The organism is Pseudonocardia sp. N23, assembly GCF_002583555.1.
In the GTDB taxonomy this organism is placed as follows: domain Bacteria; phylum Actinomycetota; class Actinomycetes; order Mycobacteriales; family Pseudonocardiaceae; genus Pseudonocardia.
The window spans coordinates 36,966-56,447 of the sequence record NZ_BEGX01000032.1; the positions used below are offsets into that span (position 1 = coordinate 36,966).

Consider the following 19,482-nt stretch of genomic DNA (forward strand, 5'->3'; position numbering starts at 1 on the left):
TTCAGGTGACAGAGTCGTCACCTGAGGTCAGCGCAGCGGCAGCAACGTCGCCACCTCCGGTGCGCGCGATCCGGACGCGGTGACCGCGCCTGCGTGAACCGCATCACACCAACCCAGCGTACCCCTGGACAGTGCCAGCCATGTCCTGGGATCCGTCTCGACGACGTTCGGCGGGTTCCCCCGGGTGTGCCTGGGCCCCTCGACGCACTGCACCGCCCCGAACGGCGGCACCCGAACCTCGACCGTCCGACCGGGTGCCCGTTCCGCCAGGAGGGCGAGCGTCTGCTTGACCGCCGCCTTCACCACCGCCCTGCCGGGGTCCGGCCCGCCCGCCAGCCAGGCGTCGACCGGATCAGCGGTCGCGGGTACCTCGTCAGACACCGAAGAGCCTCGGCAGCGTGCCCTCCCACGCCTCACGCATCTCGTCGACCGACAGCGGGGGCAGCGTGTCGATGCGCAGCCCGTCGCCGCCCGTGGTGCCGATCCGCTCCGCCGGCACCCCGGCGGCCTCGGCCCGGGCCAGGAACGCGTCGGCGTCGGCCACCGTCACCAGCACCCGGCCCGCCGACTCGCTGAACAGCGCGACGAACGGGTCGAGCCCGGACGGCAGCGCCACCTCGGCGCCGTGCCCACCGACGAGGACCGCCTCCAGCAGCGCCTGCGCGAGACCGCCGTCGGACAGGTCGTGCGTACCGGTCAGGACGCCATCGCCGGCGGCCGCGGCCAGCAGCTCGGCCAACCGCTGCTCGGCGGGCAGGTCGACGGCGGGCGGCAGCCCGCCGAGGTGGTCGTGCACGACGTGAGCCCACTCGCTGCCACCCAGCTCGTCGCGGGTCTCCCCCAGCAGCACCACGGCGTCGCCCTCACCGGTGAAACCGCTGCGCACCCGGCGGGCGACGTCCTCGATCACACCGAGGACACCGATCACCGGCGTCGGCAGGATCGCGCGGTCGCCCGTCTGGTTGTAGAAGCTGACGTTGCCGCCGGTGACGGGGATGCCCAGCTGCACGCAGCCGTCGGCCAGGCCGCGCACGGCCTCCGAGAACTGCCACATGACGTGCGGGTCCTCCGGCGAACCGAAGTTCAGGCAGTTGGTGACCGCGGCCGGGACGGCACCGGAGACGGCGACGTTCCGGTAGGCCTCGGCCAGCGCCAGCTGCGCGCCGGCGTACGGGTCGAGCGCGGTGAAGCGGGCGTTGCAGTCGGTGGCGACGGCGATGCCGCGGCCGGTCTCCTCGTCGATGCGCACGACACCGGTGTCGGCCGGCTGCGCCGACGCGGTGTTGCCACGCACGTAGCGGTCGTACTGCTCGGTGACCCAGGCACGGCTGCACAGGTTCGGGCTGGCGGCCATCCGCAGGATCTCCGCGCGCAGCTCCGTCGGCGCGGCGGGCCGCGGCAGCCGGTCGGCCGCGTCGGCCTGCAGCGCGTCCTGGCCCGCACCGCGGACGACGGGGCGCTCGTAGACCGGGCCGTCGTGGGCAGCGGTGCGCGGCGGCACGTCGACGACCGTCTCGCCGTGGTGGCTGATCCGCAGCCGGTCGCCGTCGGTGACCTCACCGATGACGGTGGCGATCGTGTCCCACTTCGCGCAGACGGCCATGAACGCGTCGACGTCCTCGGGCCGCACCACGGCGCACATGCGCTCCTGCGACTCACTCGACAGGATCTCCGCCGCCGACATGCCCTCCGCGCGCAGCGGGACGGTGTCGAGCTCGACGTACATGCCGCCGTCGCCGGCGCTGGCCAGCTCGGTCGTCGCGCACGACAGGCCGGCGCCGCCGAGGTCCTGGATGCCGACGACCAGCCCCGCGTGGAACAACTCGAGGCAGCACTCGATGAGCACCTTCTCGGTGAACGGGTCGCCCACCTGGACACTGGGCAGCTTCTTGCGCCCGCCCGAGGCGTCGCCTGAGAACGTCTCACTGGCCAGCACGGACACGCCGCCGATGCCGTCGAGACCCGTCCGGGCGCCGAACAGGATGATCTTGTTGCCGGTGCCCGACGCGAACGCCAGGTGCAGGTCCTCGACCCGCATCGACCCGACACACATCGCGTTGACCAGCGGGTTGCCCGCGTAGCTGGCGTCGAACACGACCTCGCCGCCGATGTTCGGCAGGCCGAGACAGTTGCCGTAGCCACCGACGCCCGCCACGACACCGGGGAGCACCCGCGCGGTGTCGGGCGCGTCGGCCGGACCGAAGCGCAGCGGGTCGGCCACCGCGATCGGGCGGGCCCCCATCGCCATGATGTCGCGCACGATGCCGCCGACGCCCGTGGCCGCGCCCTGGTAGGGCTCCACATAGGACGGGTGGTTGTGCGACTCGACCTTGAACGTCACCGCCCACCCGTCGCCCACCTCGACGACGCCCGCGTTCTCGCCGATGCCCGCGAGCATCTTCGAGCGCATCTCGTCGGTGGTGGTCTCACCGAAGTAGCGCAGATGCACCTTCGACGACTTGTACGAGCAGTGCTCGCTCCACATCACCGCGTACATCGCCAGCTCGGCGTCGGTGGGGCGGCGGCCGAGGATGTCGCGGATCCGCGCGTACTCGTCGTCCTTGAGGCCCAGCTCGCGATAGGGCTGCGGCTGGTCAGGGGTCGATGCGGCGCGTTCGACGGAGTCGACGGAGTGCAGCTGGGGAACGGTCCCGGTCACGACATCAGGGTAGTCGGCCGCCCGGCGCGACCTGCCGCGGCCGAGACCGGTCTCACGGCAGGGCCGGCTGCTTCGCCCCGACGCCGCTCCAGGCGAAACCCGCCAGGCCGACGACGGCGGGATCGAGCAGGTTGCGTGTGTCGACGACGATCGCCGTGCCGACGAGCTCGGCGAGCCGCGACCAGTCCAGGATCCGGTACTCGGCCCACTCGGTGAGCACGACGACGGCATCTGCACCCCGGGCGGCCTCGTACGGGTCCGCACACACGGTCAACAGGGCCGGGTCGATCCCGGGCGCCGCTGGGCCGAGCGCGGGATCGTGCCCCGCCAGCTCGGCGCCCGCCTGTCGCAGCAGTGCCGCGACGCGCAGCGCGGGCGAGTCGCGCACGTCGTCCGTACCGGCCTTGAAGGTCAGGCCGAAGAGCGCGAGCCGCCGCCGGGCGAGGGAACCCGACCGGCTCCCCGTCACCGCGGTACGGACCTTGTCGACGATGCGCTGGAACTGACGCGTGTTCGTGTCGATCGTCGCCCGCAGCAGCCGGAACTCGAAGTCGGCCGAGTCCGCCACCTGCAGCAGCGCGTGGGTGTCCTTCGGAAGGCAGGAGCCACCCCAACCCGGCCCCGGGTCGAGGAATGCCTGCCCGATCCGCCGGTCGTAGCCGATGCCCTCGGTGACCGCGTGGATGTCGGCGCCGAGCCGCTCGCACAGCTCGGCCATGGCGTTGACGTAGGAGAGCTTCATCGCCAGGAAGCAGTTCGCCGCGTACTTGACCATCTCCGCGCTGGCGGCGTCGGTCAGGACAGCGGGTGCGCCGAGACGCGTGAACAGCGCCGCGACCAGCGCAGCGGCGTCCGGGTCGTCCGACCCGACGACGACCCGGTCGGGCTTGAGGAAGTCCTCCACGGCCGAGCCCTCGCGCAGGAACTCGGGGTTGCTCACCACCGCGATGTCCGGTCGGCCGAGCATCTCGCCGGTCCGGGCCGCCGTCCCGACGGGCACGGTGGACTTGTTGACGACGACCGCGCCGGCCGGCAGGTCGTCGCGGATCCCCTCGATCACCGCCTCGACCGCGGTGAGGTCGGCGACCCCGCCGACACCCATCGGAGTCGGGACGCAGAGGAACACCACCTCGGCGGGCCCGTCGTCGGCCTCCAGCTGCTTCAGCGCGATCCCCGCCCCGACGACGAACGACAGCCGACGTGCGGCGAGTCCCTCGGCCACCAGGTCGGCGAGCCCGGCCTCGCGGATGCCGACCTCGGCCCGGCGCAGGCGTTCGATCTTCACGGCGTCGACGTCGGCGCACACGACACGATGGCCGAGTGATGCCAGACAGGCCGCCGTGGTGAGCCCGACATAGCCCGCCCCGACAACCACGACGCGCCGTCCGAACATCGCGACCTGCCTCCCGCTCCATCACCGACCAGATGGGAGCTGTTGGTCCAATCAGGGCACCAGTATCGTCCGATCGTCGTAGAACGGATGCGTCGACCCACCGAGGTGCTCGTGCGAGTAGTAGTGACCGGCGGCGCCGGGTTCGTCGGGTCGCACCTCTGCGAGGCGCTGGTCGCCAGGGGTGACACCGTCGTGTGCCTGGACGACCTCTCGACCGGACGAGCGGCCAACGTCGCCGCGCTGACCGGACACAGGCGGTTCCAGCTCGTCGAGCACGACGTCACCACACCGTTCGACGTGGACGGTCGGGTCGACGCCGTGGCGCATCTCGCGAGCCCGGCCTCGCCGGTCGACTACCACGCCAGGCCGTTGCAGACGCTGGCCGTCGGCAGCCGTGGGACCGAGCACTGCCTGGAGCTGGCCCGGCTCAAGGGCGCGCGATTCGTCCTGGCCTCGACGAGCGAGGTCTACGGCGACCCACTGCAGCACCCGCAGACCGAGGACTACTGGGGCAACGTCAACCCCGTCGGCCCGCGCAGCGTCTACGACGAGGCCAAACGGTTCGCCGAGGCCCTGTCCGCCGCGTACCGCCGCACCCACGGCGTGGACGTCGGGATCATCCGCATCTTCAACACCTACGGCCCGCGGATGCGCCCGACCGACGGGCGGGTCGTCTCCTCGTTCGTGACGCAGGCCCTGCAGGGCGAGCCGATGACGATCCACGGCGACGGCGGCCAGACCCGGAGCTTCTGCTTCGTCGACGACCTGGTCCGCGGCATCGTCGCGATGCTCGACGGCAGCGAGCCCGGTCCGGTCAACCTGGGCAACCCGGCCGAACGCACGGTCACCGAGCTCGCCGCGCTGGTCCTGGCGCTGACGGGATCGACCGCCCCGGTCGTGCACCTCCCGCTGCCCGTGGACGACCCCACCCGGCGCCGGCCCGACATCACCGCGGCCCGCACCCGGCTCGGGTGGGAGCCCATGATCGACATCGACGAGGGCCTGCGCCGGACGATCGCGTGGTTCCGTGTCCACGACGACATCCGACCCGTCGTCCTCGACGCGGTCGAACCGCCGCGTGTCGTCCTGGACGCGGTCTCAGCGCGGCCCGCCGGGGCGCTCGGCGACGCCGGCCACTGACCCGGCGATGGAGCAGCCCACGTCCGACCTGCGGGCACCAGGTCGTCAACGGCCACGGCACGCGGCCGGTACGGCCGACGAGCTCCTGGACCATCTGAGGTCCCTGTCCGGCGGCGGGGTCGTCGACGCACCCCCGTCCGGGCCGACGTTCGCGCCCGGACCACCGGTCCGGCGCGACCTCGGCGCCGGCCTGCTCGTTCCCGTGGTGGGGCGACGAGACCAGGTCCTCGTGGCCGCGCTGAGCATCGGCTGGGCGTCGAGCCTGGTGATGTTCTGGGTGTGGTGGCTGCAGCCGGCCCACCGGACGAGCTGGGCGGGCCTCGTCGTCAACAGTGCCGTGCTGGCCTATCTGACGCTGCTGCCCGCCTACTTCCTGCTGACCGCGAACCGGGTTCGCCGGGTCGACCCACGGTTGCCGGTCCCGCTGCTGCGGGTGGCGTTCGTCGTGACAAAAGCCCCCTCGGAGCCCTGGGCCGTCGCCCGCCGAACCCTTCGGGCGATGTGCGCGCAGCGGTTCCCGTACGGCTACGACGTGTGGCTCTGCGACGAGGACCCGACGACGGAGACCCTGCGCTGGTGCCACGACCACGGCATCGGGGTGTCGAGCAGACGTGGCGTCGCGGCCTACCACCGGGACGTGTGGCCGCGGCGTACCCGGTGCAAGGAGGGCAACCTGGCCTTCTTCTACGACCGGCGCGGATACCGCGACTACGACGTCGTCGCGCAGCTCGACTGCGACCACGTCCCGGGGCCGGACTACCTCGCGCACATGGTGCGCCCGTTCGGCGACCCCGCGGTCGGCTACGTCGCCGCCCCCAGCGTATGCGACCAGGAGGGCACGGGCTCGTGGTCGGCGCGCGGCAGGCTGCACCGGGAGGCCGCGTTCCACGGCGCGATCCAGGCCGGCCATTCGGCGGGGCTGGCCCCGGTGTGCATCGGCTCGCACTACGCGGTACGGACCGAGGCGGTGGCGCGTATCGGCGGCATCGGCCCGGAGCTCGCCGAGGACTTCTCGACGGCGTTCCTGCTGAACTCCGCGGGCTGGCAGGGCGTGTTCGCCCTCGACGCCGACGCGCGCGGCGACGGCCCGCTCACCGTCGGAGCGATGCTCACCCAGGAGTTCCAGTGGTCGCGGAGCCTGACGACGCTGCTGCTCGACCTGGTCCCTCGCCACCTCGGCCGGCTCCCGTGGAGGCTCCGGGTGAGGTTCTTCTACGCACTGGTCTTCTACTCGCTGCTCGTGCTGACGACCACCGCCGGCCTGCTGCTGCCGCCGGTCGCGGCGGTGACCGGGATGCGGTGGGTACAGGTCGACTACGTCGAGTTCCTGCTCCGCTGGTGGCTGCTGTCTGCGTGGCTGGTCGCGGTGCTGCTCGTACTGCGCCGCAACGGACTGCTCCGGCCCCGGCGAGCGCCCGTCCTCAGCTGGGAGAATTGGCTCTACGCATTGGCCCGCTGGCCCTACGTGGCCTGGGGCGTGGTCGCCGCAGTCGGCCAACGGTTCCGACCTCGGTCCATCACCTTCCGCGTCACACCCAAGGCGCACGACGGCCTGGAACCGTTGCCCGTGCGGATCGTCGCGCCGTACGCGACGTTCTCGGCGATGCTGTCGATCAGCGCGTTCGCCGGGGAGGCGTTGACCGGCGCCGTCGGCTACGTGGGCCTGTGTCTGCTCGGCGCGGTGGCCTACGCGACCGTCACGACGGCCGTCGCGGTCCTGCACGGCGTCGAGGCGGCCCGTTCGGCCGGGGTGGGACGAGCACACGCCGTGCGACGGACGGCCGCGGCGTCGGTGCTCGTCGGCGCCGGGTGCTGGGCACTCCTCGCCGTCCCCGCCGTGTTGTTCCCGTTCTACGTCTCGATCGTCCTCGCGACCTGACCTGTACCGGAGGTACAGAACGTGTCCACCGTGCTCGTCACCGGCGGCGCCGGGTTCATCGGCTCGCACACGTGCGTGGAGCTGCTCGAACACGGTCACGACGTGGTCGTCGTCGACGACCACTCGACCGGTTCACCCGCCGCGCTCGACGCGGTGCAGGCGGTCACCGGGCGTACCCTCGTCGCGCACGACGTCGACGTGCGCGACCGCGCCGGGCTCGACGCAGTCCTCGCCGCCCACCGGGTCGACGCGGTGGTCCATTTCGCCGCGCGCAAGGCAGTCGGCGAGTCGGTCCGGATCCCGTTGGAGTACTACGACATCAACGTCGGCGGGACGGTCACACTCCTGCAGGCGATGCTCGCGAGCGGCGTGCACCGTCTCGTCTTCTCCTCGTCGTGCTCGATCTACGGCGACACCGGCGCGGGGCTGCTCGACGAGAGCCTCCCGGCCCGGCCGACCAACCCCTACGCACGCTCGAAGTGGATGTGCGAGCAGGTGATCGCCGACGCCGCCGCCCGCCACCCCGAGCTGGCCGCGGTGGCGTTGCGGTACTTCAACCCAGCCGGCGCGCATCCGAGCGGGCTGCTCGGCGAGGACCCGCGCGGCGCTGTCACCAACGTCTTCCCACTGCTCATGCAGGTGGCCGTCGGCCGACGGGACCGGTTGGAGATCTTCGGCGGCGACTACCCCACGCCGGACGGCACCGCCGTGCGCGACTACGTCCACGTCGTCGAGATCGCGGACGGGCACCGCGTCGCGCTCGACCGGCTGCAGCCGGGCATGAGGGTACTCAACCTCGGTACCGGAGTGGGGACGTCGGTCCGCCGCCTCGTCGCGGAGTTCGCCGAGGCCGCCGGACGGCCGATCCCCCATGCCGTGGTGGACCGTCGCCCCGGCGACGTCGCCGAGCTCGTCGCCGACACCGCACTCGTGGAGCGGGAGTGGGGCTGGCGCGCCCGGCTCGACGTGGCCGCGATGTGTCGCGACGCCTGGCGGTTCCAGCGGTCCCACCCCACGGGCTACCCCGGACGGCGGATCAGCGCCGTTGCAGCGCCCCCACGTCGGAGCCGGTGAGCGGCACCGGCGCGCCCGTCCGGTCGAGGAGACCGGCTTCCGGGGCGAGCAACGCGGTGAGATCGAGACCTGCACGCAGCAGCGGAGACCCCGCGCCGGGCACGAAACCCGCGTCCACTGCGGGGTCGTCGGCAACGGTCGCCGTCAGGCCGACGAGGGGGCCGGGCAGCAGCGGGTCCGCGACGACACCGGTCGGCGCACCGCTCTCGGTCTCCTGGCCGGTGCCGGCCCGCCAGGCCTCCGGGGCGCCGAAGGACCTGCTGCCCCAGCGGACCGACCAGGGCACGCCGTCAGCGGTGTAGCCGTTTCCCGCGAGCACCGCGACGGTGCGGCCGATGCCCTGCTCGGCCACGACGAGCGGCCCTGCACCGCGGCTGACGAAGAGGTTGTTCCGCACAACGACCCCCGAGATCCCCGGACCCAGTCGCAGCGCCGACGACGGGTCGCTCCGCTGGGGCGCCATCACGACGGTGTTCTGGTAGACCCGCACGTCGTCGGTCCGGCCGAGGACGGTGATGCCCCCGTAGATGCTCCACCGGCGTGCGTCACCACTGCTGACGTTGAACCGCACGACGCTGCCGCGGTGCACGTCGTTCTCCTGCCCGGTGTAGACGAGGAAGCCCGGACCGTGGTTGTCGTAGGACAGGTTGTACTGCATGACGGAGTTCGAGGTGTTCTGGTCGAGCCCGAAGCCGCCGCCGTCGGCGAGCCGGGCCGTCCGGTTGCGGTACGACAGGCTGTGCTCGATGACGACCTGGTCGGAGTCGTAGGTCCAGATGCCGACGGGGCCCTCACCGGACCCGCCCGAACCTCCGTTGTCGTGCGCCACCGAGCCCGACACGGTCGCGCCGCGCACGCTGCCCACCACGATGCCGCTGCCGGTGTTGTGCCGCGTATTGGCCGGGTCGCCGTGATTGCCGAACGCCGTGACACGCGAGACCGTCAGTCCCTCGTGCGCATAGGCCGGCGAGGCCGGGTCGAGCTCCGGCCCGTACACGGCGAGGCCGGCGTCCCGGTTGTCGTGCGTGACGACGTCGTCGACGACTGCGTCGCGGAAACCGGAGCCGATGTTCGCCGCGCCGATCTCGACCCCGTTGACGAACCCGCTGGCGTCCACGCCCGACACCCCGACGGCGTCGAGCATGCGACCGCCCGCCAGGTCGCTGTAGAACCGCACCCCGGCGGAGCCGGGAACGACCCCCTCCGCCCCCTTCCCGACGACGACCAGGTCGCCGATGCGCACGCCGCTCGTGTCGATGACGAGGACCGCGGCGTCCTGCCTGCTCTCGATGCGGGCACGACCGTCGCCGAAGCTCCCGACGACCACCGGCCTGCCCGGGTCGCCCGCGTCGTCGGCGTCGATCCGCAGCCGGCCCTCAAACGTCGCACCGCCCTGGAGCAGCAGTCGGTCCCCCGGCACGAGCCGCGCCGCCGACGCCCTGTCCAGCGTTCGCCAGGCCGTCCCCTGCGACGTGCCTCGGGCGGAGTCGTCGCCGGTGGGGCTCACGTAGAAGGTTCGCTCACCCGGCGTCCCGCCCAGCACCGAGCACGACGACACGAGCAGCGCAGCGATCACCGTCGCGACAGCCGTCGACCGCGGGGCACGAGGACTCGCCACCGTGTCCTCCTCGCCCTGGTCGCGCCGCGCAAGTCTAGACCGCGCGTGCTCCCGGCCGGGACGACGAACCTCCCCGGGTGGGTGATCCTCAGCCGGGCCGCTCGCCGCCGGGCAGCTGGACCACGCTGACGAAGAAGTGGTCGATCTGCTTGATCGCCTCGATGAAGCGGTCGAAGTCGACCGGCTTGGTCACGTAGGCGTTGGCGTGCAGCTGGTAGCTGCGCAGCACGTCCTCCTCGGCCTGCGACGTCGTCAGCACGATCACCGGGATCGCCGACAGGCTCGGGTCGGCCTTCACCTCGGCGAGCACCTCCCGGCCGTCGCGCCGGGGCAGGTTCAGGTCGAGCAGCACCAGGTCGGGGCGGGGCGCGTCGGCGTACTGCCCCTCGTTGCGCAGGTAGGCCATCGCCTCCGCGCCGTCGGTGACGACGTCGAGCCGGTTGTGCAGGTACTCGTCGAACGCCTCCCGCGTCATCAGCACGTCGCCCGGGTCGTCCTCGACCAGCAGGACGTTGATCACTCGCGCGTCGTCGGTCATCGCGTTCCTTCCCGGCCTGCGGACATGTCCGCCGGCTCGGCTTCGTCGGTCGGCGCCGCCACGGCCTGTCCACGGGGAACCCGCGGCGGGACGAGGGTGAACCGGATCGTGGTCCCCGGTTCGGGGCGCGGGTCGGTGTCGACCCAGATGCGGCCTCCGTGGAACTCGACGATCTTCTTCGCGAGCGCCAGGCCGATGCCAGTTCCTGTGTAGACGTCGCGGCCGTGCAGCCGCTGGAAGATCACGAAGACCTTGTCGACGTACTCGGGCTCGATCCCGATGCCGTTGTCCGACACCGCGATCTCCCAGCCCTCCTCCGGCCGGCCCACGGGCGTCGCCGCGATCCGGACGACCGGCGGCTCCTCGGGCCTGCGGAACTTGAGCGCGTTTCCGATCAGGTTGGCGAACAGCTGCAGCAGCAGCTGACGGTCCCCCATCAGCGACGGCAGCTCCCCGACGACGATCTCGCCGCCCGCCTCCGCCCGCGGCGCCTCCTGCTGCTCCGCCGCCGCGGCGACGACGTCGCGCAGAGCGAGCGTGGTGAAGCCGGCCGTCGTGCGGCCGACCCGGGAGAACGCCAGCAGGTCGTTGATCAGCCGCTGCATCCGCTGCGCACCGTCGACAGCGAACTCGATGTACTGGTCGCCGCGCTCGTCGAGCTTGTCGCCGTAGCGGCGTTGCAGCAGCTGGCAGAAGCTGGCGACCTTGCGCAGCGGCTCCTGCAGGTCGTGGCTCGCGACGTACGCGAACTGCTCCAGGTCGCGGTTGGACCGCTCCAGGTCGCGGGTCTGCTCGTCGAGCCGGTCCGCAGTGTCCTTGGCCCGGTCGAGCTCGCGGACGATGTGCGCACGCATGGCCTCGACGTCGTCGCCGAGCATGATGATCTCTCGGGGGCCGCTCGCCTCCACCTCGTCGGTGACCCGCCCCGACACCACGCCACGGACCTGCGCGGCCAGCCGCGAGATCGGGTGCAGCACCGCACGGCGCAGCACGACACCCGCGGCCACCAGGAACAGCAGGGCCACGACGGCCACCACGATCCCGACAGCGCTGACGAACGCCGACGCGGTGTCGAGCTTCTCGCGGGCAGCGAGGCGCTGGGTCTCGAGATCGGTCTGGAGGTCGTCGACCGCGGCGCGGACGGGGTCGAACAGACTGCGGCCGGTGTCGGGGGCGCCCGAGTCGACCGGCCGGCCCTCCCGGACCGCGGCGATCGCCGGTTCGGCGTAGCCGGTGTGCCAGGCGTCGATGCCGGTCTCGATGCGGTCGAGCCGCTCACCCAGACCCGGCACCCGGTCGCGCAGCCCGGTCAGCGTGGCCGTCGCGTCCTGTTCGGTGCGCAGCCCGCCGGCGTAGGAGGCGAGTGCCTCCTCGCGCCCACTGAGCTGGAACCCGCGCACGCCGGTCTCCTGGTCGACCAGGGCGGTCTCCAGCGTCTGGCCGGTGCGCACGGCGGGGCCGATCTCGTCGAGCAGGTCGGCCCGGGCGGCGTTGAGCCGCGACAGCGACACCGTGCCGACGACGGCGGCGATCACCGCGAGCAGCAGCGCCGTGGCGGCGACCACCCCGAAGATCCGCGCGAGCGGCCAGTGCCGGCCCTCGTCGGCCCGTGCCCTGCCGTCGACGGGCAGTCCGCCGCCCTTGCCGACGCGCAGCCGTGGCCGGCGGGGACGGGCCCGGCCCGTCCCGGTGTCGGCCGGACCGGTCACGCCAGGCCCTCGCCGGACAGCACCAGGATCGCGACGTCGTCGGCCAGCGGCCCGCCGTTGATGTCCTCGACCAGCTCCACCAGCCGCCCGGGCAGCATGTCCAGCGGCGTCGCGGCGTGCTCCGCGAGCAGGGCCAGCAGGCCCTCCTCCCACAGCAGCTCGCCGGGCACGCGGCCGCGGCCCTCGACGAGGCCGTCGGTGTAGAGCAGCAGCGACCACCCGGGGTCGAGCGTGATCTCCACGGGCTCCCAGACGGCGTCCGCGTGGATCCCCAGCGGCAGACCGACCTTCGGCGGCTGGGTGCCGGGGTGCGGCCCGAGCAGCACCGGCGGCGGATGCCCCGCGACCCGGACGAGCCCCCGGCCCGCGCCGCCCGCGCCGTGCGGGGTGAACGCCACGGTGCACACCGTCGTGAACAGGCATGGGTCGTGCCGCTCGCTGACCAGTACCTCCTGCAGCTTCGGAAGCAGCTGCGGCTCCGCGACACCGGCCAGCACCAGCGCCCGCCACGACACCCGCAGCAATGCACCCAGCGCCGCCTCGTCCGGGCCGTGGCCGCACACGTCGCCGACGATCGCGTGCACCGTGCCCGACGGGTCGAGGACCGCGTCGAAGAAGTCGCCGCCGATCACCGACCGCGTGCGACCCGACCGGTAGAACGTCCGCGCCGCGACACCCGAGCCGGCCAGCAGCGGCGTCGGCATCAGGCCGCGCTCCAGGCGCACCGACTCCGCCGCCGCGAGCTGTTCCTCACGCAGCCGGACCAGACCCGCCTCCGCCCGGCGCCGCTCGATCGCGTAGCGGATCGCCCGGATCAGCACCGGCCCGTCGGCCTTGCCCTTCACCAGGTAGTCCTGCGCCCCGATCCCGACGGCCGCAATGCCCAGGTGCTCGTCGTCCAGGCCCGTGAGCACGCACACCGCGGCGCCCGGGTCGGCGTTGAGCAGCTTGCGCAGGCCGTCGAGGCCACCCGTCGTCCCCGGGGTGTTCAGGTCGAGCAGGATGCAGTCGGCCGTGGCGTACAGCCGGTGTTCGAGCACGTCGCCCAACGAGCCCGACAGGCTCAGCTCGACCTCGGGATCGACCTCCGAGAGCAGCTCCTCGACGAGGAAGGCATCACCCGGATCGTCCTCCACGAGCAGGACCCGGCGGCCGGGCTCCGCAGGAAGGGCGCGCGTCACGTGATCGTGCTCCTCCCCAGGCCGGTACCGCGTCCGCGGCGGTCGCGACAGCCTAGAGCCGACCACCCCCGCCATCGCGACCCGGGACGGCGCTCAGGCCGCCGCGACCGCCCCGAGGACCGACGTGAACAGACCCAGCCCGTCGGCAGTCGGCCCGGTCAGCGAGTCGATCGCGTGCTCGGGGTGCGGCATCAGACCGACCACCCGTCCGTCGGCCGACGCGACCCCCGCGATGTCGGCCATCGCGCCGTTCGGGGCTCCGCCGACGTAGCGGAACACCACCCGGCCCTCGCCCTCCAGCTCGGCCAGCGTGTCGGTGCTCGCGACGAAACGGCCCTCACCCGACTTCAGCGGGACGACGATCTCCTGGCCGGCCTCGAAACCGCCGGTCCACGCCGTCGACGACGACTCGACCCGCAGCGCCTGGTCACGGCACACGAAGTGCAGGCCGGCGTTGCGCACCAGCGCACCCGGCAGAAGCCCCGCCTCGCACAGGATCTGGAACCCGTTGCAGATGCCCAGGACCGGCATTCCCTTGCGGGCCGCGTCGACGACCTCGCGCATGATCGGCGCGAGGCTCGCGATCGCACCCGCGCGCAGGTAGTCGCCGTAGGAGAAGCCGCCGGGGACCACCACCGCGTCGACCCCGCGCAGGTCGTGGTCGCCGTGCCACAGCGCCACCGCCTCCGCACCGGCGCGGCGCGCCGCCCGGCTCGCGTCGACGTCGTCGAGCGTGCCGGGGAAGGTGATCACGCCGATCCGCATCCCACTCGATCCGGGAGCACTCATACCCGGGTCACCGTCCAGTCCTCGATCACCGGGTTGGCCAGCAGGTCACCCGCGATGCGGTGGAGGGTCTCGTCGTCGAGCGAGTCGTCGACCTCCAGCTCGAAGTGCTTTCCCTGCCGCACGTCGGCGACGCCGCCGATCCCGATCCGGGTCAGGGCACGCGTCACCGCCTGTCCCTGCGGGTCCAGGATCTCCGGCTTCGGCATCACGTCAACGACCACTCGCGCCACACCGCAAGACTACGGGGGCGGTCGGCGCCGATCACGCCCACCTGCGGTGATGAACGGGCGAGCGGTTGTGACACTGCCGACGCCAGGCACCCGGATCGGGGCCGTTCGCTGGCGCAGGACCGGCCGTCGGGAGCAAAGTGGCCGCCGTGCAGATCACCCACTTCGGCCACGCGTGTGTGCTCGTCGACACCGGTGCCGCCCGGTTGCTGTTCGACCCGGGGACCTTCTCGTCCGGCTTCGAGAAGCTCGGCGGGATCGACGCCATCCTCGTGACGCACCAGCACGCAGACCACCTCGACGAAGACCGGCTGGCGCCGCTGCTGGCCGCCAACCCGGAGGCGCGGCTCATCGTCGACATCGGGACGTCGTCGATGCTGCACGACTACACCCACGAGGTCGTCGCCCCCGGGGAGTCGTTCTCCGTCGCGGGCGCCGCAATCGACGTCCTCGGCGGGGACCACGAGGTCATCCATCCCGACATCCCGATCGTGCCCAACAACGGCTACCTGATCGACGGCTCGACGCTGCACCCCGGCGACTCCTTCACCCCGGCGCCCGGCGAGCTCGACGTCCTGCTGCTGCCGACGGGCGCACCGTGGCTCAAGCTGTCCGACGCCGTCGACTACCTGCGCGCGGTCGCGCCGCGCACCGCGGTCCCGATCCACGAGGCCGTCCTCTCCCGCCCGGCGATGCACTACGGCATGTTCGAGGCCCTGGGCCCGGCCGGCACCACGGTCCAGGTCCTGGAGCGCGAAGCCGCGACCAAGGTCTGACACCGCCTCACCCGCGCGCAACCTCACTGTCGTCCCGGCCGCGCATCGCGACCGTGAGGTCGAGCGCGCGTTGTCTCCTGCGTCAGGCCGCGCCGGCGTGGACGCCCTCGGCGTAGGTGTGGGGGCGCGCGCCCGCCGCGAGGACGACGTCGACGGCCGAGAGCGCGGCGGCGACGCGCAGGGGGCGGCGCAGGTCCTTGACCCGCAGGCCGATCCGGACGAGCCCGCCACGACGGGCGACCCGAGCCGCCTCGGCGACGAGCAGCCGGCAGCGCCAGGTCTCGGGGGCCGGCCGGTCCTCGGCGCGGCGGTCCCCGGAGACGCGGAAGCCGAGCACCCGGGACGCCGTCGTCGTCCCCGCCCGGAGCACGCGGACGGCGGTCTCGTCGGCGCACAACGCGAAGTCCGCCTCAGCCAGCGCCTCCACCGTGCCCGGCGACGCCAGCCAGCGCGGCGGGGCGAACAGGTCGGTGTCGAGGCCGACGGAACGGGCGGCCCGACGGGCGGCGGTGATCCGCAGGCCGGCCTCGTGCCGCGGGAGCAGCGCGAACTCGGCGCGCCTGCCCAGCCGCACGGGCGACGACTGCCAGGCCCCGATGGGATCGGGCGTGTGGTCGTGGCCGTGCAGGAGCACGGCGTCGCCGACCGTCCGCCGCGCCTGCAGCCAGGCGACCACACCCGGGTCGGGGGCGTCGCCGCGGCGCATCCGCGGCCGGAACAGGTGCGAGACCGGCACCCCGCGGGCGTCGAGGTCGTCGACGAGCGCGGCGGCGAGGTCGAGGGCGTCGGGGTCGGCGGTCAGTCCGGACAGCGACACCATGAGTCGGGCGGCCATGTCACCATGGCGCCACACCGACGGTGAACCGCGCACCCCGTTCCCGGGGAACGGCTCACGAACCCCAGGTGGTCCCCGTGATGCGCTCGTAGACCTCGACGTAGCGGGCTCGGGTGGCGGCGACGACGTCGGCGGGGACCTCGGGGCCGGGCGGGGTGCGGTCCCAGTCGAGCGTGGCCGACCAGTCGCGGACGTACTGCTTGTCGAAGGAGAACTGCGGCCGCCCCGGCTCGTACTGGTCGGCGGGCCAGTACCGGGACGAGTCACTGGTCAGGACCTCGTCGCCGAGGACGATCTCCCTGGCCGGGTCGAGGCCGAACTCCAGCTTGGTGTCGGCGACGATGATCCCCGCCCGCCCCGCGATGTCCGCGCCGCGCGCGTAGACGGCGAGTGTCAGGTCCCGCAGCCGCTCGGCCGTCGCGGCGCCCACCGTGTCGACGACCTCGTCGAACGTCATGAACTCGTCGTGCTCACCGACCGGTGCCTTGGTGGTCGGGGTGAAGATCGGCTCCGGCAGCTTCGAGCCCTCGACGAGCCCGGGCGGAAGCTCGATGCCGGACACGGTGCCCTGCTTCTCGTACTCCTTGAGCCCCAGGCCGGTGAGGTAGCCCCGCGCGATGCACTCGACCGGGAGCATCTCCAGCTTCCGGCACCGGATCGCGCGGCCGGCGAACTCCGCGGGCACGTCGGTGGCGGAGACGACGTGGTTCGGGACGAGGTCGGCGGTGCGGTCGAACCACCACAGCGACAGCGCGGTGAGCAGGGCGCCCTTGTCGGGGACGGTCGTCGGCAGCACGACGTCGTAGATCGAGAGCCGGTCCGACGTGACGAGCAGGAGGTCGCCGTCGAGGTCGTAGACGTCGCGGACCTTGCCCGAGTGCAGCAGCTTCACAGGATCGCTCCGGGGGTGTAGGCGGCCGCGTCGGGGTGCGCGGCGGTGATCTCCTCGACGCGGGCGACGACGGCCGCGACCTGGGATCCGGCGGCGCCGGTGAACGACAGCGGGTCGGCGAGCAGCCCGTCGAGCAGGCCGGCGGGCAGCGCGAGGCGCTCGTCGCCCTGCAGGCGGGCGATCAGGTCGTTGTCGACCTGGCCCTTCTCCCGCATGGCCAGCGCGACGCCGACGGCGTGCTCCTTGATGACCTCGTGCGCTGTCTCGCGGCCCACCCCGGCACGGACCGCGGCCATGAGCACCTTCGTCGTCGCCAGGAAGGGGAGGTAACGGTCGAGCTCGCGGGCGATGACGGCCGGGTAGGCGCCGAACTCGTCGAGCACGGTCAGCGTGGTCTCGAAGAGGCCGTCGAGGGCGAAGAAGGCGTCCGGCAGCGCGACGCGGCGCACGACGGAGCAGAAGACGTCGCCCTCGTTCCACTGCGCGCCCGACAGCTCCGCGGCCATGGCGGCGTTGCCGCGCAGCACGACCATCAGGCCGTTGATGCGCTCGGCGGAACGGGTGTTCATCTTGTGCGGCATGGCACTCGACCCGACCTGGCCGGGCTTGAAGCCCTCGGTGGCGAGCTCGGCGCCCGCCATCAGCCGGATCGTCGTTGCCAGGCTCGACGGTCCGGCGGCGAGCTGCACGAGCGCGGAGGTGACCTCGTGGTCGAGCGAGCGCGGGTAGACCTGGCCGACACTGGTCAGGGTGCGGGCGAAGCCGAGATGCGACGCGACCCGGCCCTCGAGGTCGGTCAACTTCACGAAATCGCCGTCGAGCAGGTCGAGCATGTCCTGCGCGGTGCCGACCGGGCCCTTGATGCCGCGCAGCGGGTAGCGGTTGCGCAGGTCGGTGAGCCGGTCGTAGGCGGCGAGCAGCTCGTCGGCGGCCGAGGCGAACCGCTTGCCCATCGTCGTGGCCTGGGCGGCGACGTTGTGGCTGCGCCCGGCCATGACCAGCTCCGAGAGCTCTGCGGCGCGGCGGGCGAGCCGGGCCAGGATCGCGACGGTCCGGTCGGCGACCAGCTCCAGCGACAGCCGGATCTGCAGCTGCTCGACGTTCTCCGTGAGGTCGCGGCTGGTCAGCCCCTTGTGGACGTGCTCGTGGCCGGCGAGGGCGTTGAACTCCTCGATGCGGGCCTTCACGTCGTGGCGGGTGACGCGCTCGCGGGCGGCGATCGAGGCGAGGTCGACCCGCTCGACGACGGCCTCGTAGTCGGTGATCGCCTGCTCGGGTACCTCGACCCCGAGGTCACGCTGCGCCTGCAGCACCGCGATCCAGAGCCGACGCTCCAGCACGATCTTGTACTCGGGCGACCAGAGCCGGACCAGCTCGGGGCTCGCGTAGCGGGAGGCCAGCACGTTGGGGATCACGTGCACGAATCCTAAGCGTTGCCCGCCGCCTACAAGCGGGGGGCCAGCGTGGACGCCACCGCCGCGAGCTGCGACTCGAACGGGATCGCGCCCGAGTCGGAGTCGGACACCGACGTCACGGCGACGTACCCGCCCGACGCCGTGGGTGCTCCCGCGCGGGCCCAGCCGACGGGTTGCCCGTCCTCGACGGGCTCACCGGCGGGGGCGAAGACGACCGTCAGCACGCCGTGGGCGGGGCCGTCGTCGACCTCCAGGTGGACCTCGCGGCCGCCTCCCTGCTTGCACACCATGGGCACCGCGGCCTCCCGCGCCGTCGCAACCTGAGGCAGCGCCTCGTTCAGCAGCGCCCGCAGCCCGGGGTCCTGCATCGGCACGCAGCCGGTGTCCGACGCCCCGGGCACGGTGGGCGCGGCGGCGTTCGGCGGGACGGCGGCGTCGCCGCGTTCGAAGTTCGGCGTGCCGCCCGCGGCCGACGACGTCGCCGTCTCCGCGCCACCACCCGGCAGGCCCACGGCGAGGCCGATACCGCCGAACACCAGCACCGCCGCGGCCGCGCCACCCGCGATCGCCGACCGGCGGCGCGCGGTGGCCCGCTTCGAGGCGCGGACGACGTCGTCGACGCCGAACGCAGCGGGCGGGGCCGTCGGGCCCGCGGACCGCATCAGCTCGGTCAGGTCCTGGTCGCTCAGGTCACTCATGCCGCCCCCTCTCAACCGGCCGGACGCAGGTCGTCGATGCCGTCGCCGAGCGCGGCGCGCAACGCGGCCAGCCCGTGCGACGTCTGGCTCTTCACGGTGCCCTCCGAGCAGCCCAGCGCCTCGGCCGTGGCCGCGACGTCGAGGTCGTCGAAGTAGCGCAGCACGAGCACCGCCCGCTGCCGCGGCGGCACCGTCCGCAGCGCGGCGACGAGCGTCTCCCTGGTGGCGACGCCGTCCCCGGCGTCATGGGAGCGCACCGCCGTGTCGGGCACGTCCGGGGTGAACCGTTCACGCCGCCACGGACGCCGCGACTCGTCGACGACCGAGCGCATCAACGTGCGGCGCACCCACGCGTCGAGGACGCGGTTGTCGTCACGGCCCCGGATGCGGCGCCAGTGCCGGTGCAGCGCGACGAACGCGGCCTGGGCATGGTCGTCGGCGCGATGCCAGTCCCCGCACATCAGGAACGCGGTGCGCCGCACGGTGTCGCGCCGCGCGTCGAAGTACTCCGCGAACTCCTGTTCCACGGACGCCTCCACACCGCTCCCTCTTCTGTCGGCAGCCGATCCGTCACGCCCCGACGCATCCAGGACGGTCGATCCCGCGTACACGGTTGCAGCACCCGTCCGTCTTCACTCGAACAGACCAACTCCGTGACC

At 72.9% G+C, this 19,482-nt stretch carries 18 protein-coding genes; 4 read left to right on the forward strand and 14 right to left on the reverse strand.

What is annotated here, in order from left to right; translation table 11 throughout:
• Window positions 1-27: 27 nt before the first annotated feature.
• The 3 genes from TOK_RS11030 to TOK_RS11040 are packed head-to-tail and all read right to left on the reverse strand — an operon-like array spanning window position 28 to window position 4,052.
• Window positions 28-417 carry a sterol carrier family protein gene (locus TOK_RS11030; protein ID WP_374754884.1) on the reverse strand — a complete coding sequence of 130 codons (390 nt, stop codon included), beginning with the start codon at window positions 415-417 and terminating at the stop codon, window positions 28-30.
• Window positions 374-2,659: a phosphoribosylformylglycinamidine synthase subunit PurL gene (gene purL, locus TOK_RS11035; RefSeq protein ID WP_172457521.1), complete on the reverse strand. Its 2,286-nt coding sequence runs from the start codon at window positions 2,657-2,659 to the stop codon at window positions 374-376. Before purL ends, TOK_RS11030 begins: the two co-directional genes overlap by 44 nt.
• Window positions 2,660-2,711: 52 nt before the next feature.
• Complete coding sequence (locus TOK_RS11040) at window positions 2,712-4,052, reverse strand: UDP-glucose/GDP-mannose dehydrogenase family protein (RefSeq protein WP_098957738.1); 1,341 nt, start codon at window positions 4,050-4,052, stop codon at window positions 2,712-2,714.
• A gap of 87 nt (window positions 4,053-4,139) precedes the next feature.
• Here TOK_RS11040 and TOK_RS11045 point away from each other — a divergent pair, with 87 nt between their 5' ends.
• Genes TOK_RS11045 through galE form a run of 3 tightly spaced genes read left to right on the forward strand, consistent with a single transcriptional unit; the run spans window position 4,140 to window position 8,145 of the window.
• Window positions 4,140-5,192 carry a UDP-glucuronic acid decarboxylase family protein gene (locus TOK_RS11045; protein WP_098957739.1) on the forward strand — a complete coding sequence of 351 codons (1,053 nt, stop codon included), beginning with the start codon at window positions 4,140-4,142 and terminating at the stop codon, window positions 5,190-5,192.
• Window positions 5,193-5,199: 7 nt separating this feature from the next.
• Entirely contained in the window at window positions 5,200-7,071 is a 1,872-nt protein-coding gene (locus TOK_RS11050) for a glycosyltransferase family 2 protein (RefSeq protein ID WP_098957820.1), read from the forward strand.
• 21 nt (window positions 7,072-7,092) lie between these two features.
• A complete protein-coding gene (gene galE, locus TOK_RS11055) occupies window positions 7,093-8,145 on the forward strand; it encodes a UDP-glucose 4-epimerase GalE (protein ID WP_216361935.1) in 1,053 nt (350 codons plus the stop codon).
• On the opposite strand, the gene TOK_RS11060 is transcribed toward galE, so the two are convergent.
• The 6 genes from TOK_RS11060 to purS form a co-directional block, all read right to left on the reverse strand.
• Complete coding sequence (locus tag TOK_RS11060) at window positions 8,108-9,763, reverse strand: right-handed parallel beta-helix repeat-containing protein (RefSeq protein WP_141566350.1); 1,656 nt, start codon at window positions 9,761-9,763, stop codon at window positions 8,108-8,110. The two genes, galE and TOK_RS11060, sit on opposite strands and share 38 nt — an antisense overlap.
• An 88-nt stretch (window positions 9,764-9,851) precedes the next feature.
• On the reverse strand, window positions 9,852-10,301 hold the full coding sequence (locus tag TOK_RS11065; protein WP_098957741.1) for a response regulator: 450 nt from the start codon (window positions 10,299-10,301) through the stop codon (window positions 9,852-9,854).
• Window positions 10,298-12,010 (reverse strand): ATP-binding protein, encoded by a 1,713-nt coding sequence (locus TOK_RS11070; protein ID WP_098957742.1) that lies wholly within the window; start codon window positions 12,008-12,010, stop codon window positions 10,298-10,300. The genes TOK_RS11065 and TOK_RS11070 overlap by 4 nt, the downstream gene beginning before the upstream one ends.
• Window positions 12,007-13,191, reverse strand: a complete 1,185-nt coding sequence (locus TOK_RS11075; protein WP_253258317.1) for a PP2C family protein-serine/threonine phosphatase — start codon at window positions 13,189-13,191, stop codon at window positions 12,007-12,009. The genes TOK_RS11070 and TOK_RS11075 overlap by 4 nt, the downstream gene beginning before the upstream one ends.
• A gap of 93 nt (window positions 13,192-13,284) precedes the next feature.
• Window positions 13,285-13,956 carry a phosphoribosylformylglycinamidine synthase subunit PurQ gene (purQ, locus tag TOK_RS11080; RefSeq protein ID WP_098957744.1) on the reverse strand — a complete coding sequence of 224 codons (672 nt, stop codon included), beginning with the start codon at window positions 13,954-13,956 and terminating at the stop codon, window positions 13,285-13,287.
• 20 nt (window positions 13,957-13,976) lie between these two features.
• On the reverse strand, window positions 13,977-14,210 hold the full coding sequence (gene purS / locus TOK_RS11085; protein WP_098957745.1) for a phosphoribosylformylglycinamidine synthase subunit PurS: 234 nt from the start codon (window positions 14,208-14,210) through the stop codon (window positions 13,977-13,979).
• Between the two features lie 146 nt (window positions 14,211-14,356).
• On the opposite strand from purS, the gene TOK_RS11090 reads away from it, so the two are divergent.
• Window positions 14,357-14,983 carry an MBL fold metallo-hydrolase gene (locus TOK_RS11090; RefSeq protein ID WP_098957822.1) on the forward strand — a complete coding sequence of 209 codons (627 nt, stop codon included), beginning with the start codon at window positions 14,357-14,359 and terminating at the stop codon, window positions 14,981-14,983.
• 82 nt (window positions 14,984-15,065) lie between these two features.
• Here TOK_RS11090 and TOK_RS11095 read toward each other — a convergent pair whose 3' ends face one another.
• Genes TOK_RS11095 through TOK_RS11115 form a run of 5 tightly spaced genes read right to left on the reverse strand, consistent with a single transcriptional unit; the run spans window position 15,066 to window position 19,362 of the window.
• Entirely contained in the window at window positions 15,066-15,818 is a 753-nt protein-coding gene (locus tag TOK_RS11095; protein ID WP_098957746.1) for a DUF2334 domain-containing protein, read from the reverse strand.
• Between the two features lie 55 nt (window positions 15,819-15,873).
• Window positions 15,874-16,710 carry a phosphoribosylaminoimidazolesuccinocarboxamide synthase gene (locus tag TOK_RS11100; RefSeq protein WP_098957747.1) on the reverse strand — a complete coding sequence of 279 codons (837 nt, stop codon included), beginning with the start codon at window positions 16,708-16,710 and terminating at the stop codon, window positions 15,874-15,876.
• Window positions 16,707-18,125 (reverse strand): adenylosuccinate lyase, encoded by a 1,419-nt coding sequence (gene purB / locus TOK_RS11105; RefSeq protein ID WP_172457522.1) that lies wholly within the window; start codon window positions 18,123-18,125, stop codon window positions 16,707-16,709. Before purB ends, TOK_RS11100 begins: the two co-directional genes overlap by 4 nt.
• 29 nt (window positions 18,126-18,154) lie before the next feature.
• Complete coding sequence (locus TOK_RS11110) at window positions 18,155-18,823, reverse strand: hypothetical protein (RefSeq protein WP_098957749.1); 669 nt, start codon at window positions 18,821-18,823, stop codon at window positions 18,155-18,157.
• An 11-nt stretch (window positions 18,824-18,834) separates the two neighbouring features.
• Entirely contained in the window at window positions 18,835-19,362 is a 528-nt protein-coding gene (locus TOK_RS11115) for a SigE family RNA polymerase sigma factor (RefSeq protein ID WP_098957750.1), read from the reverse strand.
• Window positions 19,363-19,482: the final 120 nt, after the last annotated feature.